Raw genomic sequence first — 14,495 nt, forward strand, 5'->3', positions numbered from 1 at the left:
AATGGTGTGAGTATCGATGAAACTGCTTTTTGTGCACCAGAACATGCCCGGCCAGTATCGCGAGATCGTGCAATGGCTGCTGGCAGCGGGCGGACATGAGATCGCCTTTCTGACCCAGCGCCGTAACCCGCCGAAATTCGATGGCGTGCGCACCGTCATCTACAAACCGCATCACGTGCCGGGCAAGGACGCCTACGGGCTTTCCAAGGTCTGGGAGGCGGCCACGGGTTCCGGCTTTGGGGCGGCGGCGGCGGCGCGCAAGTTGGAGCGCGATCACGGTTTCAAGCCGGATATCGTGGTGGGGCACGTCGGCTGGGGGGAGCTTACGTTTTTCAAACAGGTCTGGCCGGATGTGCCGATCATCGGGTATTTCGAATACTACTATAATCTGCAGGGCGGTTTGGTGGGGTTTGACCCTGCGGAGACCGTGTCCGACCACGCGCCCTTCCTGATGCAGGCACGCAACGCGGTGCCGCTGGCCAATATCGAGACCGTCGATCTGGGGCAATGCCCGACCCTGTGGCAGCGCGACCGCTTCCCGGCGAGTTTCCATGACCGCATGTATGTCTGCCACGATGGCATCCGCACCGATAAGCTGGTGCCAAAGGCAGACGCGTCCCTGTCTCTGGGCCGGTTGGATCATCCGCTCACGCGGCAGGATGAGGTGATCACTTATGTGGCGCGCAATCTGGAAAAGACACGCGGGTTTCACGTGTTGATGCGCGCCTTGCCGCGTATTTTGCGGGAACGTCCCAAGGCGCGCGTGCTGATCATCGGTGGCAATGATGTGTCCTACGGCGGCAAGTCTGAACGTCCCGGCGGTCTGCGTCGCGAGATGGAAGAGGAAGTGGGGCGGGACATCGACTGGGATCGCGTGCATTTCCTCGGGCAGATCCCCTATCCGGAGTTTCAGAATCTGGTGCAGCTCAGCCGCTGTCATATCTACCTGACGATGCCTTTCGTGCTGTCATGGTCCCTGATGGAGGCGATGGCGATGCAGGCGACTATCGTGGCCTCGGACGTCTTGCCGGTGCGTGAAGTGATCACCCATGGAGAGACCGGGATGCTGGTCGATTTCCACGATCCGAATGCGCTGGCGCAGCAGGTCATTGATGTTGTCTCAGACCCCGGTGCCTTTGCCCATCTCGGGTCGGCGGCGCGCGCGCATATCGTACAGCACCACGATTTTCTGACCGGCTGCCTGCCGGAGCATCTGGCACGCATCAACGGTCTGGTCCCGAAGGCCAAAGAGATCATAATGGATGCCTAGCGCATCTTGCGCCCGGCGCGGGTGCGGTCCACTTTGAGCCTATGAGCAAAACACTTCTGTCGTTCGGGCACGGGTTCAGTGCCAGGGCCCTCGCGCCCCGATTGATCCAAAAGGGCTGGCGCGTCATCGGTACCACGCGCAGCGCTGAGAAGGCCGAGGACATTGCCGCCACCGGCGTGGAACCTTTGATCTGGCCGGGCGCCGACGTGACGGATGCGTTGGCCGCAGCGGACGCGGTGCTCATCTCCGCCGGGCCGGGGCCGGCGGGCGATCCGGTTCTGGCCGAGATGCGGGCGGAGATCACCGAGGCCGCGCCCCGGCTCGATTGGGTCGGGTATCTGTCCACCACCGGCGTCTATGGCGATCATGCGGGCGGCTGGGTGGATGAAAACGCCGACCTGACGCCCTCCACGAAACGGGGCCGGGCAAGGGTTGCCGCCGAAGCCGAATGGCAGGCGATACCGGGTCTGAACCTGCATATCTTTCGGCTGGCTGGCATCTATGGCCCCGGGCGCGGCCCCTTTGCCAAGGTGCGCGCGGGTACGGCCCGGCGTATCATCAAACAGGGGCAGGTGTTCTCGCGCATTCACGTGCAGGACATCGCACAAGTGCTGGAGGCATCGCTGGCGCAGCCGAACCCCGGTGCGGTCTATAATCTTTGCGACGACGATCCGGCGCCGCCGCAGGATGTCATCGCCTATGCCGCCGAATTACTGGAGGTCCCGCTACCCCCTGCCGTCGATTTCGAGACGGCAGAGATGACCCCCATGGCGCGCAGCTTTTACGCCGAGAGTAAAAAAGTTCGGAACGATCGCATCAAAGAGGAGTTGGGTGTCCAGCTGCTTTATCCCGACTACCGGACCGGGCTGGAGGCGTTGTTGCGTGAGGAAAATCGAGATCAGGACGTTTCAGGACTATAGAGACTGGCCGCTGAGCACATTGCTCGACGCGGTGGATCGCGCGGCGACGGATGAAAAAGTCGAAATGCGCGATATCCTGTCCGAGATCGGGGACAGGACCATCACACCCGTCATTCTGGTGGTCGCGCTTTTCCTCGTGTCCCCGATGTCGGGCGTGCCGGGCATTCCGACAATCTCTGCAGTCATCATCGTGATGCTGGCCGTGCAGGGGCTCATGGGACGCAGGCTCTGGCTGCCCCAGCGCATCATGCGGATGCGCATCGGGGCCTCTACCCTGACGCGTGTCGTGGCATGGCTGCGTCGCCCGGCCGCGTGGATTGATCGGAATTCTTCTCCGCGCTTGCAATACCTGACCCGCGGGCCGATGCGCATGATCATTCTGCTGCAATGCGCGGTGATCCCACTGGGCTGGCCCGCGCTGGAACTGGTGCCGGGCGTTACATCGCTGGCGGCGGCGACCATTGGGCTCTTCGCCTTTGGTCTTTTCGCGCGGGACGGCTACTTTGTCATCGCAGGCTACATCGGCATGATTGCGGTGCCGCTGGGTGCGGTGCTGCTGCTACAGGTGGCGGTGACCTGACGCTCAGGCGCGGGCTTCGCCGATCTGCGCAACACCAAGCACGTTCAGCACTTTGCTCTCAATCTCGGCTGCGTTCATGCCCGCCACGGCATACATATCCGCCGGGCTGGCCTGATCGATGAAGATGTCGGGCAGCACCATGGAGCGGTATTTCAGCCCGGTATCAAAGACCCCTTCGTCGGCCAGAAGCTGCGCGACATGGCTGCCGAAACCGCCCACGGCACCTTCCTCGATGGTGATCAGCGCCTCGTGATCGGCGGCCAGCTGCAGGATCAGATCACGATCCAGCGGCTTGGCAAAACGTGCGTCTGCAACCGTTGGGCGGATGCCCCGCGCGGTGAGCGCCTCAGCTGCTTTTTCCACTTCGGCCAGCCGCGTCCCGAATGACAAAAGGGCGACGCGCGCGCCTTCGGAAATGATCCGGCCCTTGCCGATCTCCAGCACCTCGCCGCGCTCCGGCATCTCGACGCCATTGCCTTCACCGCGCGGAAAGCGGAAGGCGATGGGACCATCATCATGCGCCGCCGCCGTGGCGACCATGTGTTTCAACTCCGCCTCATCCGCCGCAGCCATCACCACAAAGCCCGGCAGATTGGCAAGATAGGCGATGTCGAAAGAGCCTGCATGCGTTGCCCCATCCGCGCCGACCAACCCGGCCCGGTCGATGGCAAAACGCACCGGCAGGCGCTGGATCGCCACGTCATGCACCACCTGGTCATAGCCGCGCTGCAGGAAGGTGGAATACATCGCGCAAAAGGGTTTCATCCCGCCCGCGGCCAGGGCAGCGGAGAAAGTCACCCCGTGTTGCTCCGCGATGCCCACGTCAAAGCACCGGCTTGGATAGCGTTCGGCAAAAAGGTTGAGGCCAGTGCCATCCGGCATCGCCGCCGTGACGGCGCAAATCTTGTCGTCCTCTGCGGCCTCCTGCAGCAGGCTGTCGGCAAAGACGCGGGTATAGCTGGGCGCATTTGACGGTGCTTTTTTCTGCTCGCCGGTGATCACGTCGAACTTGGCCGTGGCGTGGCCTTTGTCCCGCGCGGATTCCGCAGGCGCGTATCCCTTGCCTTTCTTGGTCAGCACATGGATCAGGATCGGCCCGGTTGCACGCGCTTTTACGGTCCGCAGGACGGGCAGCAACTGGTCCATGTCGTGCCCGTCGATGGGCCCGAGATAAGAAAACCCGAGCTGTTCGAACAGCGTGCCCCCCACGGCCATGCCCTTCAGGATGTCCTTGGCGCGTTTGGCCCCTTCGCGGAAGGGTTCGGGCAACAGGCTGACGGCACCTTTGGCAGCGGCCTTGAAATCCTGGAACGGTTCCTCTGCGTAAAGTTTGCTGAGGTAGGTGGACATGGCGCCCACCGGCGGAGCGATGGACATTTCATTGTCATTGAGGATCACAATCAGGCGTTTGCCCAGATGGCCCGCGTTGTTCATCGCCTCATAGGCCATGCCCGCGCTCATCGAGCCATCGCCGATCACCGCAATGGCGTCGCCCAGCCCTTCGGGCACCACGCCGCCCAGATCCCGCGCCACGGCAAAACCTAAAGCGGCAGAGATCGAGGTCGAACTATGCGCCGCGCCAAAGGGATCGTAGGGCGATTCCTTGCGCTTGGTGAAGCCGCTGAGCCCGTCTTTCATGCGTAGCGTGCGGATGCGGTCCCGGCGCTCAGTCAGGATTTTATGCGGATAACACTGGTGGCCCACATCCCAGATCAGCTTGTCGCGCGGCGTGTCGAAGACCGCATGCAGCGCCACCGTCAATTCAACAACACCCAGACCCGCGCCCAGATGCCCGCCGGTCACCGAGACGGCAGAGACGGTTTCGGCCCGCAGCTCATGCGCCAGCTGGGTCAGCTCCCGATCAGACAGGGCTTTCATATCCGCAGGGCGCCGGATCCTGTCCAGCAGCGGTGTTTCGGGTTTGTCTGAGGTCATGTGCCCCTCTCAATGCGCGCGCGTCACGACAAAGCGCGCAGCCTCTTTTAGAGTGTCTGCGCGCGCGCCGTAACCCCCCAGGCTGTCGCAGGCGTCCTCCACCAGATCATCGGCGCGTCGCCGGGCCGCGTCCAGCCCCAGAAGCGACACAAAAGTTGCCTTGCCTGCGTCGGCATCCTTGCCAACCGCCTTGCCGACCGTCGCACTGTCTCCGGTCACATCCAGAACATCATCGGCAATCTGGAAGGCAAGGCCAAGCGCGCGCGCATAGTCCTGCAGGGCGGTGGTATCTGCTTCGGCCATCACGGCCCCGGCGGTGGCAGCCCATTCGATCAGGGCGCCTGTCTTGCCGCGCTGAAGTGCTGTGATGTCGTCCAGTGCCAAAGGATGCTGAGCCGTTTCCGCCGCAATATCGAGCGCCTGCCCCAGAACCATCCCCTGCGCCCCGCTGGCGCGGGCCAAGCGCAATGCGAGTGCGGCGCGCACTTGTGCCTCCAGGCCTGCCTCGGTGCCCGTCACCAGTTCGAAGGCCAGCGTCTGCAAAGCATCACCCGCCAGCACAGCGGTTGCCTCGTCCCATTTGCGATGCACCGTTGGGCGACCGCGCCGCATGTCATCATCGTCCATGCAGGGCAGATCATCATGCACCAGCGAATAGGCATGCAGCGCCTCAATGGCCGTGGCAGGCCAGATCGCCGCCCCGATGTCGATGTTATGAAGCCGCGCGCTTTCCAGTACCAGAAACCCCCGCAAACGCTTGCCGCCCTGAGTCGCATGCGCCATGGCCTGCACCACGGGCAAATCGCCCAGACGCCCCAATATCAGGTCGAAATGCGTTTGAATGGCCTGAGCATCCGCGTCCAGACGGGTCTCGAACATGGTCAGAGCCCTTCGACCGGTGTCGTCCCCGTCGGTGTGCCGTCGCCGTCCAATGTAATGGCGGCGACTTTCTCTTCGGCTTCTTTTAGCTTGGCCTCGCAGCGCGCTTTCAAGGCCGCACCACGCTCGTAAAGAGCAATACTCTCATCCAGCGCCACGTCGCCACGCTCCAACTGGCCCAAGACCTTCTCAAGCTCAGCCATGGCCTGTTCAAAGCTCATTTGATCCACTGGGATATCGGTCATGGTCGGAAATCCTGTCTTTGCGCTGGCGGTTTTCTAGCGGGTATTTCTGCGCTGTGCCAGCCCGCGCCCTGTTTCTTCTGGCCAGAAATATCCTCGGGGGAGGCCCGTCAGGGCCGGGGGCAGACAGCCCCCACACGCCCTGCTTGCTATTCCGGCGCCAGCATATACCCCGCCCCGCGCACCGTTTGCAGATACCGCGGCTGCTTGGGATCTTCCTCGATTTTGCGGCGCAAACGGGTGATCTGCACATCGACGGCGCGCTCCTGCGCCTGCCCGCGATCCCGCCCCAGCTCTTCGACCAGCTTGGCGCGGCTGATCGGCTCATTGCAACTGGCCGAGAAAATTTTCATCAGCTGCATTTCGGTGGCGGTCAGCCGCACGAGGTCTTCACCCTGCCACATCTCGCCACGTTCCATGTCATATCGAATGCCCCCGAGCGTCAGCACCTTGGGCGCGGTCTGATCGGCGGGCGCTTCGGGCATACGGCGCAGAATGGCGTTGATGCGCAAGAGCAACTCCTTTGGCTCGAAAGGTTTTGGCAGATAGTCATCCGCGCCCGCTTCCAGCCCTTCAATCCGATTGCCGGTCTCGCCCTTGGCGGTCAGCAGCAGGATCGGCACGGCACGGGTTTCCCGCAAGGATCTGGTCAGCTCCAAACCATCCTCACCCGGCATCATGACGTCGAGCACAATCAGATCGAAATCCAACCCAGACAGAATGCGCCGCGCATGCGCCGCGTCCCGTGCGGCGGTCACCAGAAACCCATTACGCATCAGGAATTTCTGCAAAAGTGTCCTGATCCGCTCGTCATCGTCGACGATCAGCAGGTGCGCGTCCATATCGCTCATGTGCCACTATCCTTAAGTCTTCCGTAGGCGTTGCGCATTTCCCGGTCCATCATCGCCTCAAGCACCCGGCGGAACCCGGCGACGGCGTCCGGCCCGGCTTCCCGGTAGGCCATCCGCATCCGTACCCGCTGTGCGTCCGACAGTTTCTGTTCCAGCGCGTGGCCCTCCTCTGTCAGGAACAGATGACGTTCCCGCTTGTCCGCCTTCCCGACCTTGCTCTCAACCAGACCATCCTCGATCAACGTGCGCAAGACACGGTTGAGCGATTGTTTCGTGACCCCGAGAATGTTGAGCAGGTTGTTGACCGTGGTGCCCGGCGCGCGATTGATGAAGTGCACGGCGCGGTGGTGGGCGCGCCCGTAAGCCATGTCCGAGAGGATACGATCAGGGTCGGCCGTGAACCCGCGATAGGCAAAGAACATCGCCTCGATGCCCTGCCGCAACTGCTCATCGGTCAAAAACAAAAGGTTTTCACCGCTTTGGGCTGAAGGTGCGCGCCCGTCTGCCATCACATGCCTCAATAATCACCCTGCCATTGTGTTACAGCATATGTCAGTGTTGTTGACATTCCAAGGGTTAAGGGCTATCGAATCGCATCTTTTGCGCAACTTTATGTCCGGTTCGGGCGTAATTTGCGCAATATTCGGAAATTTTGTTGCCAACCTTGGAAGGAAAGACAATGGCAGGCGCTTACAATGATCGCGACGGCAAGATCTGGATGAACGGCCAAATGGTCGAATGGCGCGAGGCCAATGTCCACATTCTGACCCATGCCATGCACTATGCCTCCTCGGTTTTTGAAGGCGAACGCGCCTATAACGGCAAGATTTTCAAAAGCCGCGCGCATTCCGAACGCCTGGTGCGTTCGGCGCAGATGATCGACTTCGAAATCCCCTACACGGTGGATGAAATTGAGGCCGCCAAGGTCGAGGTTCTGGCGGCCAGCGGGCTGCAGGACGCCTATGTGCGGGCCATCGCCTGGCGCGGCGCGGGCGAGGACATGGGGGTCGCCTCTGCACGCAATCCGGTGCAACTGGCCATCGCGGCCTGGGAATGGGGCGCGTATTACGGGGATGCAAAGATGAAGGGCGCCAAGCTCGACATCTCCAAGTGGAAACGCCCGAGCCCCGAGACCATCCCGAGCCACGCCAAGGCGGCGGGGCTCTACATGATCTGCACCATGTCGAAACACGCGGCAGAGGCCAAAGGCTGTTCTGATGCGATGATGTTTGACTATCGCGGCTATGTGGCCGAAGCGACGGGCGCCAACATCTTCTTTGTCAAAGACGGTGAAGTGCATACGCCGGACCCGGATTGTTTTCTCAACGGGATCACGCGGCAGACCGTCATTGGCATGCTGAAAGACCGCCAGATCAAAGTGCACGAGCGTCACATCATGCCCGAAGAGCTGGAAGGATTCGAGCAGTGCTGGCTGACCGGGACCGCCGCTGAAGTCACGCCCGTGGGTCAGATCGGCGACTATAATTTCGAGGTCGGTAGCATCACCCGCGATATCGCGCAAGGCTACGAGACGCTGGTGCGCAGCTGACATCGACAAAGTGACGGGTCGGCCGTTTGTCGCCCGTCACAATCTTTTGCCTTTCCCGTTACCCGGGTGTCGGGCATTTGTTACACAAGACCTGTTCCATAGCGCGGTAGCCAATCGCCACATGGAGAATTCTTGTGACACGACTTATCCGCCCGACCCGCCGCGCCGTTCTGGCAGGCTCCACCGCTTTTGCCGCCAGCCTCGCGATGCCGGGCATCAGCCGTGCCGCCGCGCGGCCCATCTTCACACATGGTGTGCAGTCGGGGGATGTCGACACGTCTTCGGGCATGATCTGGACCCGGACGGATCGCCCGGCGCGCGTGACCATGGAAGTCTCCACCACCGAGAGCTTTGCCAACGTGCGGCGTCTTGCGTCGATGGATGCCATCCCGTCCAGCGACATGGCGATCAAGCGGCTGGTCAGCGGGCTGCCCTCCGATCAGGATATCTTTTACCGCTTCGTCGCCGCCGATCTGAGCGACATCAATGCTGTTTCCGAACCCTTGATCGGGCGCTTTCGGACCGCGCCGACAGCACGGCGTGACATCCGTTTCGCCTGGTCCGGTGATACTGCCGGTCAGGGCTGGGGGATCGATGACGCGGGTATGGCGACCTATACGACCATGGCGCAGCACCAGCCGGATTTCTTCATCCATTCCGGCGACACGGTCTATGCTGATGGCCCGATGAAAGACGAAGTCGAGAAAGACGGCGCGGTGATCTGGAAAAACGTCGTTCTGCCGGACGAAAAGCGCAAGGTGGCCGAGACGCTGGATGAATTCCGCGGTCAGTGGAAATACAACATGCTGGACGAACATGTGCGCGCGATGAATGCAGCCGTGCCAACCTTCATGCAGTGGGACGACCACGAGGTCGTGAACAACTGGTCCGACAGCAAGGATCTGTTGGGCGATGATCGCTATTCGGAAAAGTCGGTGCATGTCCTGCAGGCCCGCGCCACCCGTGCCTTCCACGAGATGACGCCACTGCGGATCACGCCCGAAGAGCCGAACCGCGTTTACCGCAAGATCAACTATGGCCCGATGCTGGATGTCTTCTTCCTCGATCTGCGCAGTTATCGCGGGCCGAACATGGCGGAGATGACCACGGACCTGACCGATGACCAGCGGGTGCTGGGGGCCGAGCAGATGGCCTGGCTCAAGCGCGAGCTGGCCGCCTCCAAGGCCACATGGAAAGTGATCGCATCGGACCAACCCATCGGCTTGATTGTCTGGGACAACTTCCGCGAACAGGCAGGCTCCGAAGGCATCGCGGATGGGGTGAACGGCCCCGCGATGGGCCGCGAGGTGGAAGTGGCGGAGCTCTTGCGGTTCATCAAGACGGCCAAGATCGACAACACCGTCTGGTTCACCGCCGATGTGCACTACACGGCAGCGCATTACTACAACCCCGACAAGGCGCAGTTCCAGGATTTCGAGCCCTTCTGGGAGTTCGTTTCCGGCCCACTGCACGCAGGGACCTTCGGTCCGAATGCGATGGACATGACCTTCGGGGCGGAGGTGAAATACGTCAAAGCGCCAACGGAAGAGCAGGGGATCAACCTGCCGCCAAGCGCGGGGCTGCAGTTCTTCGGTCTTGTCGATATCGATGCGCAGACCCAGCAGATGAAGGTCCGTCTGATGGACCGCGCGGATACAGAGCTTTACACGGTGACGCTGGACCCGAAGGGCGCCAGTCTTTAATCAGTCGAGGTCCAGATCGGACTTGTGATAGACATGCCGTCCATCCTCGGACGGCATGTCGCGTTTCAGGGCCCAGAATTTCCGCACGTCCTTCATCGTCTTGTCTGGATTGTCGGCCAGAAAATCGCGGGTGTATCGGTTGAATTGATTGTGATGGGCAATTTCGCTTTGAAAGCCGGGCTGTGCCGCTTCGGCCTTATGGCGAAAGTATTCTTCTACAGCATCCGCCAGCGTTTTGCCGGTGTTGTTTTTCATCCATGTCATGAAGGCGATGTTGAACTTGAAACCATCCCCGGCGTGCGCCCTGAAAAAGCGCCGGACGTTCTGGCTGTTACGATAGCTGTCGGTGATGACCGTCTCTGGTGTCAATTCCGCGCTGTGCCAATCGAATTTCGAGCGAGGCTTGCTGCGAACCTCTCCTAGCCAGGTTTTCTCGCCGGTGTCGAGGTAATGCGCAAGCCGGTCGAGGATGGTGAACTTGCCGCCGGTGGTCCGAAGCCCGAGCGCCTTGGCCTGCGCCACCAGTTCGGACTTGGTCCAATACCAGCGTCGCAGTTCTGTACCGTTGGTGACGGTTGTGATTTCGGGCCGATTTTCGCGTGTTTTTGACATCACGGGTCCTCTCTGTGACCCGCAACATGTTCCGGGTGGCTTAGAAATCCACCCCGCGCTGGGCCTTGATGCCTGCCTGAAACGGGTGTTTGACCTCCGTCATCTCGGTGACCAGATCGGCATAGTCCATCAGCTCGGGCTTGGCATCGCGGCCCGTCAGGATCACCCCGGTGCGTTTGTCACGCCCCTTCAGGCTCTCGATCACCTTGTGCACATCCAGATAGTCGTACCGCAGCGCGATGTTGATTTCATCGAGAACAATGAGGTCAAACTCGCCGCTTTCCATCATATTGACCGCCTTGGCAAAGGCCGCCTCGGCTGCGGCGATGTCGCGGTCCTTGTCCTGCGTGTCCCAGGTGAAACCTTCGCCCATCGTGTGCCAGGTCACGTCGCCCAGCTGATCGAAAAACCTCTTTTCACCGGTGATCCACTTACCCTTGATGAACTGGACGACACCAACCTTCTGCTTCCATCCCAGCGCCCGGATCACAACGCCAAAGGCGCTGGAGGATTTGCCCTTGCCCTTGCCGGTGTGCACCAGAACAAGCCCGCGTTCGGGATCCTGTGCCTCGGCCACCTTGGCGCGCTGCTTGGCCTGCACGGCTTTCATCTTCTCTTTGTGGTCCTGCGTGTCCGACATGAGGTTATTCCTTGGTGTCAGGGGGTGCCTGGAGGCGTTTGATTGGGTTTGGACTTGCTGCGGTCGAGCCCCAGCTGGCGTTCGCGCCAGATAATCAGGATACCGCCGGAAATGACAAGGGCAGAGCCGAGCAGAATCGGCCCCGTAGGCACCTCGTTGAAGGCCACATAGCCGATGAGGCTGGCAAAGATCATCGAGGCATAGTCGAAGGGGGCGAGCATTGAGGCGCCGCCAAAGCGGTAGGACGAGGTGACCATGATCTGGGCCACACCGCCGATCAGCCCGGCGGTGATCAGCAACAGGACGACAGAGCGTTCCGGCCAGACCCAGACAAAGGCGGGATGATCGACAATCCATCCGATGGGGGCAGATAACAGCGCGAGACAGGTCGCGGTCGCCGAGAAGTAAAAGACGATGGCCGCCGTGTGATCCGTCTGCACAAGGCGACGGACGTGGATTTGCACCAGGGCGCGCAGAACCGACGCGATCAACACCAGGATCGCGCCAAAGGTGGCAGCGCGGGACATCTCATCGGCCCCGATGCTGAGACGCGGGGCGATTACGATCATCACCCCGATTAGGCCAAGAGCAACCGCTGAGAGACGGATCACGCGGATGCGTTCGCCCAGAAACAGGGCGGCAAAGATCACCGCAAACATCGGCGTTGCGTAGCCGATGGCGGTAACCTCGGGCAGGGGCAGCAGCCCGAGGCCCGCAAAGGTCAATCCCATGGCCGAGGTGCCAAAGACGCCGCGCCAGACATGGCCCATGAGGTTCGACGGAATGAGCCCTTCGCGCAGTTGCCCGCGCTGTGCCAGCCATATCGCAATGATCGGAATGGCAAAGAGGGAGCGAAAGAAAACGGCTTCGCCCGGCGGCACCTCGCTTGATACGCTCTTGATGATGGCCGCCATGACCATGAACAGAAAGACCGCGCAAAGCTTCAATGCAATTGCGCGGCCAGGTCTGTGTTGGGTCATGTCCTGGGCCATATGGCCCTCTTGCGCCTCCGGGCTGGAAAGATCAAGCGCACCTGCACGGCCCGCTTGATCCATGCAGGGCCGTTAGCTCAGCGGGGCAACGCCCAGCGGCACGGAGAACTTGAGGCACCAGATGTAGATTTCGTTGTAGTCGTCGATATTGATGGAGGCGGGCACGGTGTAGACCTGCTTGCCGTTCAGCTTTTTCAACTCGCCCAGGTCACCGGCGGGCACATAGGCACCGTCCTTGCCGAAGGCCACGCGCGGGTCAGGCGCGCCATCAAGAGAGAAGTCGTCTTCCAGCGTCACGGTCGCCGTGCCATCGGCGTTTTTCACAATGGTCACGCCGCCGGTGGTGATGTGATCGCTTTTACCGGTGAAGGTAGACTGCTGGGTGGTGCCAGCAACGGCGCCGAACGTGGCGAGGGCGGTCAGGCCGACAACGAGAAGGGCGGAGAGAATGTTTTTCATGGGTCTGGTCCTTTTCTGCAGGTGGGTGTTGGTCTCGACGCCAATCTAGAATTTGGAACCAATCAGTACAATACACGTCTGCGTGAGTTGTGTAACAAGTGGTTCCGAACTATATTACCCGGAACGCAGGAGACCCGGATGGCACGCCCCAGAGAGTTTGACACGCAAGACGCGATCAAGAAAGCGACAGCTGTCTTTTGGGAAAAGGGCTTCTTGGAGGCCTCCCTGCCTGATTTGCTGGACGGCATGGGGCTGACTCGCGGCAGCCTTTACAAGGCTTTCAAGGATAAGAAGAATCTCTTTCTACTGGTGCTGGAGCACTATGAAGAGGAGGCGGTTGGCGCTGCAAAGGCGCGGCTGGCGGATGCGCAAGTGCCGGACGGGCGCGCGCGTATCCTCAGCCTTTTTGCCGCGCTTTGTGCTGCCGTGGCCGCCGGGGACACGCGCGGTTGCCTGCTTTGCTCTGCCGCAGCTGGTTTCGAAATGTCAGATCCGGAGATTGCCGAGGCGGTTGAGAAGGGTATGAGAGGGATACGGGACGGGTTCGAAGCCGCCTTGCGCGCGTCCGCAACCCATCGCGCACTGCCCGATACAGAGCGCAAAGCCCTCGCCAACGTTCTGTTGACCCACTACATCGGTTTGCGGGTGCTGGCGCGGTCCCGCATGCCCTTGGGCATTCTGGAACAGAGCGTGGAGAGTGTCGCGCGGCTGCTGGATATGGAACCGGTCTGATCCGTGCTCAGCCGATGTGCCCGCGGTTCTCACCCACCTGACCGCGGTGCAACAGGATGTGATCCAGCAGCACACAGGCCATCATCGCCTCCCCCACGGGCACCGCGCGGATGCCGACACAAGGGTCGTGACGGCCTTTGGTGATGATCTCGGTTTCTTCCCCGGACTTGGTGATCGTACGGCGCGTGGTCAGGATGCTGGACGTGGGTTTGACGGCAAAGCGCACCACGATGTCCTGCCCGGTGCTGATGCCGCCCAGAATGCCACCGGCGTGGTTTGAAGAATAGAGCGGCCCATCCGGGCCCATGGTGATCTCATCCGCGTTCAATTCGCCCGTCAGCATGGCGGCGGACATGCCCTCACCGATTTCCACACCCTTGACGGCATTGATGCTCATCATCGCGGCGGCCAGATCCGTGTCCAGCTTGCCATAGACGGGCGCGCCCAGACCTGCGGGCACTCCCCGCGCCACGACCTCGATCACGGCGCCCACGGAACTGCCGGACTTGCGCAAGCCATCAAGGTAGGCTGCCCAATCCTCGGCGGCCACCGCATCCGGTACCCAGAAAGGGTTCGCATCGATCTGGTCCCAGTCAAACCGGTCCCGATCAATCTGATGCGGCCCCATCTGCGTCATGTACCCCTTGATTTCAACGCCCGGGACAAGCGCCGCAATCGCCGCGCGCGCAAGACCACCGGCGGCAACACGCGCTGCCGTTTCGCGCGCGCTTGACCGGCCGCCCCCGCGATAATCTCGGATGCCGTATTTCTGGAAATATGTGATGTCCGCGTGACCGGGGCGAAACTTGTCCTTGATGTCGCCATAGTCCTTGGAGCGTTGATCGGTGTTTTCGATCATCAGTTGCACCGGCGTGCCCGTGGTCTGACCTTCGAACACCCCAGAGAGGATTTTCACCTCATCGGCCTCGCGCCGCTGTGTGGTGTATTTGTTCTGCCCCGGCTTACGCTTGTCCATCCATTGCTGGATCATCGCCTCGTCGATCGCCACGCCCGGCGGGCATCCGTCAACGGTTGCCCCTAAAGCAGGCCCGTGGCTTTCACCCCAGGTGGTCACGCGGAAAAGATGGCCAAAGCTGTTGATCGACATTGCGCGGCTCCTTTGATCCGCGT

Annotated in this window: 16 protein-coding genes; 6 read left to right on the plus strand and 10 right to left on the minus strand. The window is 61.3% G+C overall.

The genetic code is table 11. The features are described 5' to 3' along the window. Positions 1-16: 16 nt before the first annotated feature. The 3 genes from ISX84_RS15505 to ISX84_RS15515 are packed head-to-tail and all read left to right on the plus strand — an operon-like array spanning position 17 to position 2,770. Positions 17-1,270: a glycosyltransferase family 4 protein gene (locus ISX84_RS15505; protein ID WP_195821278.1), complete on the plus strand. Its 1,254-nt coding sequence runs from the start codon at positions 17-19 to the stop codon at positions 1,268-1,270. Positions 1,271-1,311: 41 nt separating this feature from the next. Further along, the gene (locus tag ISX84_RS15510) at positions 1,312-2,190 is read left to right on the plus strand and encodes an SDR family oxidoreductase (protein WP_195821279.1); all 879 of its coding nucleotides are present in this window, start codon (positions 1,312-1,314) and stop codon (positions 2,188-2,190) included. After that, positions 2,153-2,770, plus strand: coding sequence for an exopolysaccharide biosynthesis protein (locus ISX84_RS15515; RefSeq protein ID WP_326838747.1), 618 nt, complete (start codon positions 2,153-2,155; stop codon positions 2,768-2,770). The genes ISX84_RS15510 and ISX84_RS15515 overlap by 38 nt, the downstream gene beginning before the upstream one ends. A gap of 3 nt (positions 2,771-2,773) precedes the next feature. Here ISX84_RS15515 and dxs read toward each other — a convergent pair whose 3' ends face one another. From dxs to ISX84_RS15540, 5 genes are all read right to left on the minus strand, one after another. Continuing rightward, the gene (dxs, locus tag ISX84_RS15520) at positions 2,774-4,705 is read right to left on the minus strand and encodes a 1-deoxy-D-xylulose-5-phosphate synthase (RefSeq protein WP_195821280.1); all 1,932 of its coding nucleotides are present in this window, start codon (positions 4,703-4,705) and stop codon (positions 2,774-2,776) included. Between the two features lie 9 nt (positions 4,706-4,714). Then, positions 4,715-5,584: a polyprenyl synthetase family protein gene (locus ISX84_RS15525; RefSeq protein ID WP_195821281.1), complete on the minus strand. Its 870-nt coding sequence runs from the start codon at positions 5,582-5,584 to the stop codon at positions 4,715-4,717. A 2-nt stretch (positions 5,585-5,586) separates the two neighbouring features. Further along, a complete protein-coding gene (locus tag ISX84_RS15530; protein WP_195821282.1) occupies positions 5,587-5,829 on the minus strand; it encodes an exodeoxyribonuclease VII small subunit in 243 nt (80 codons plus the stop codon). A 146-nt stretch (positions 5,830-5,975) separates the two neighbouring features. Continuing rightward, on the minus strand, positions 5,976-6,677 hold the full coding sequence (locus ISX84_RS15535) for a response regulator (RefSeq protein WP_195821283.1): 702 nt from the start codon (positions 6,675-6,677) through the stop codon (positions 5,976-5,978). Then, a complete protein-coding gene (locus ISX84_RS15540) occupies positions 6,674-7,186 on the minus strand; it encodes a MarR family winged helix-turn-helix transcriptional regulator (RefSeq protein WP_195821284.1) in 513 nt (170 codons plus the stop codon). The genes ISX84_RS15535 and ISX84_RS15540 overlap by 4 nt, the downstream gene beginning before the upstream one ends. A gap of 170 nt (positions 7,187-7,356) precedes the next feature. On the opposite strand from ISX84_RS15540, the gene ISX84_RS15545 reads away from it, so the two are divergent. Then, the gene (locus tag ISX84_RS15545) at positions 7,357-8,226 is read left to right on the plus strand and encodes a branched-chain amino acid aminotransferase (protein ID WP_195821285.1); all 870 of its coding nucleotides are present in this window, start codon (positions 7,357-7,359) and stop codon (positions 8,224-8,226) included. Positions 8,227-8,360: 134 nt separating this feature from the next. Continuing rightward, positions 8,361-9,929, plus strand: coding sequence for an alkaline phosphatase D family protein (locus ISX84_RS15550; protein ID WP_299860235.1), 1,569 nt, complete (start codon positions 8,361-8,363; stop codon positions 9,927-9,929). On the opposite strand, the gene ISX84_RS15555 is transcribed toward ISX84_RS15550, so the two are convergent. The 4 genes from ISX84_RS15555 to ISX84_RS15570 form a co-directional block, all read right to left on the minus strand. Beyond that, complete coding sequence (locus ISX84_RS15555; protein ID WP_195821286.1) at positions 9,930-10,541, minus strand: DUF6434 domain-containing protein; 612 nt, start codon at positions 10,539-10,541, stop codon at positions 9,930-9,932. A gap of 40 nt (positions 10,542-10,581) precedes the next feature. Continuing rightward, positions 10,582-11,181 carry a cob(I)yrinic acid a,c-diamide adenosyltransferase gene (gene cobO, locus ISX84_RS15560; RefSeq protein ID WP_195821287.1) on the minus strand — a complete coding sequence of 200 codons (600 nt, stop codon included), beginning with the start codon at positions 11,179-11,181 and terminating at the stop codon, positions 10,582-10,584. A 17-nt stretch (positions 11,182-11,198) separates the two neighbouring features. Further along, positions 11,199-12,173 carry a DMT family transporter gene (locus tag ISX84_RS15565; protein WP_195821338.1) on the minus strand — a complete coding sequence of 325 codons (975 nt, stop codon included), beginning with the start codon at positions 12,171-12,173 and terminating at the stop codon, positions 11,199-11,201. 72 nt (positions 12,174-12,245) lie between these two features. Then, positions 12,246-12,632: a DM13 domain-containing protein gene (locus ISX84_RS15570; RefSeq protein ID WP_195821288.1), complete on the minus strand. Its 387-nt coding sequence runs from the start codon at positions 12,630-12,632 to the stop codon at positions 12,246-12,248. Positions 12,633-12,770: 138 nt separating this feature from the next. On the opposite strand from ISX84_RS15570, the gene ISX84_RS15575 reads away from it, so the two are divergent. Continuing rightward, positions 12,771-13,364: a TetR/AcrR family transcriptional regulator gene (locus ISX84_RS15575; protein ID WP_195821289.1), complete on the plus strand. Its 594-nt coding sequence runs from the start codon at positions 12,771-12,773 to the stop codon at positions 13,362-13,364. Between the two features lie 7 nt (positions 13,365-13,371). Here the strand turns inward: ISX84_RS15575 and aroC are convergent, their stop codons facing one another. After that, positions 13,372-14,472 (minus strand): chorismate synthase, encoded by a 1,101-nt coding sequence (gene aroC / locus ISX84_RS15580; RefSeq protein ID WP_195821290.1) that lies wholly within the window; start codon positions 14,470-14,472, stop codon positions 13,372-13,374. Positions 14,473-14,495 lie beyond the last annotated feature (23 nt).

The organism is Roseobacter sp. MH60115 (assembly GCF_015644665.1).
In the GTDB taxonomy this organism is placed as follows: domain Bacteria; phylum Pseudomonadota; class Alphaproteobacteria; order Rhodobacterales; family Rhodobacteraceae; genus Roseobacter.

What these genes read in the sequence shown, in the direction of transcription:
- ISX84_RS15505 (WP_195821278.1), top strand. Translation starts at nt 17, where the DNA reads ATGAAACTGCTTTTTGTGCACCAGAACATGCCCGGCCAGTATCGCGAG.
- ISX84_RS15510 (WP_195821279.1), top strand. Translation starts at nt 1,312, where the DNA reads ATGAGCAAAACACTTCTGTCGTTCGGGCACGGGTTCAGTGCCAGGGCC.
- dxs (WP_195821280.1), bottom strand. Translation starts at nt 4,705, where the DNA reads ATGACCTCAGACAAACCCGAAACACCGCTGCTGGACAGGATCCGGCGC.
- ISX84_RS15525 (WP_195821281.1), bottom strand. Translation starts at nt 5,584, where the DNA reads ATGTTCGAGACCCGTCTGGACGCGGATGCTCAGGCCATTCAAACGCAT.
- ISX84_RS15530 (WP_195821282.1), bottom strand. Translation starts at nt 5,829, where the DNA reads ATGACCGATATCCCAGTGGATCAAATGAGCTTTGAACAGGCCATGGCT.
- ISX84_RS15535 (WP_195821283.1), bottom strand. Translation starts at nt 6,677, where the DNA reads ATGAGCGATATGGACGCGCACCTGCTGATCGTCGACGATGACGAGCGG.
- ISX84_RS15540 (WP_195821284.1), bottom strand. Translation starts at nt 7,186, where the DNA reads ATGGCAGACGGGCGCGCACCTTCAGCCCAAAGCGGTGAAAACCTTTTG.
- ISX84_RS15545 (WP_195821285.1), top strand. Translation starts at nt 7,357, where the DNA reads ATGGCAGGCGCTTACAATGATCGCGACGGCAAGATCTGGATGAACGGC.
- ISX84_RS15555 (WP_195821286.1), bottom strand. Translation starts at nt 10,541, where the DNA reads ATGTCAAAAACACGCGAAAATCGGCCCGAAATCACAACCGTCACCAAC.
- cobO (WP_195821287.1), bottom strand. Translation starts at nt 11,181, where the DNA reads ATGTCGGACACGCAGGACCACAAAGAGAAGATGAAAGCCGTGCAGGCC.
- ISX84_RS15565 (WP_195821338.1), bottom strand. Translation starts at nt 12,173, where the DNA reads ATGGCCCAGGACATGACCCAACACAGACCTGGCCGCGCAATTGCATTG.
- ISX84_RS15570 (WP_195821288.1), bottom strand. Translation starts at nt 12,632, where the DNA reads ATGAAAAACATTCTCTCCGCCCTTCTCGTTGTCGGCCTGACCGCCCTC.
- ISX84_RS15575 (WP_195821289.1), top strand. Translation starts at nt 12,771, where the DNA reads ATGGCACGCCCCAGAGAGTTTGACACGCAAGACGCGATCAAGAAAGCG.
- aroC (WP_195821290.1), bottom strand. Translation starts at nt 14,472, where the DNA reads ATGTCGATCAACAGCTTTGGCCATCTTTTCCGCGTGACCACCTGGGGT.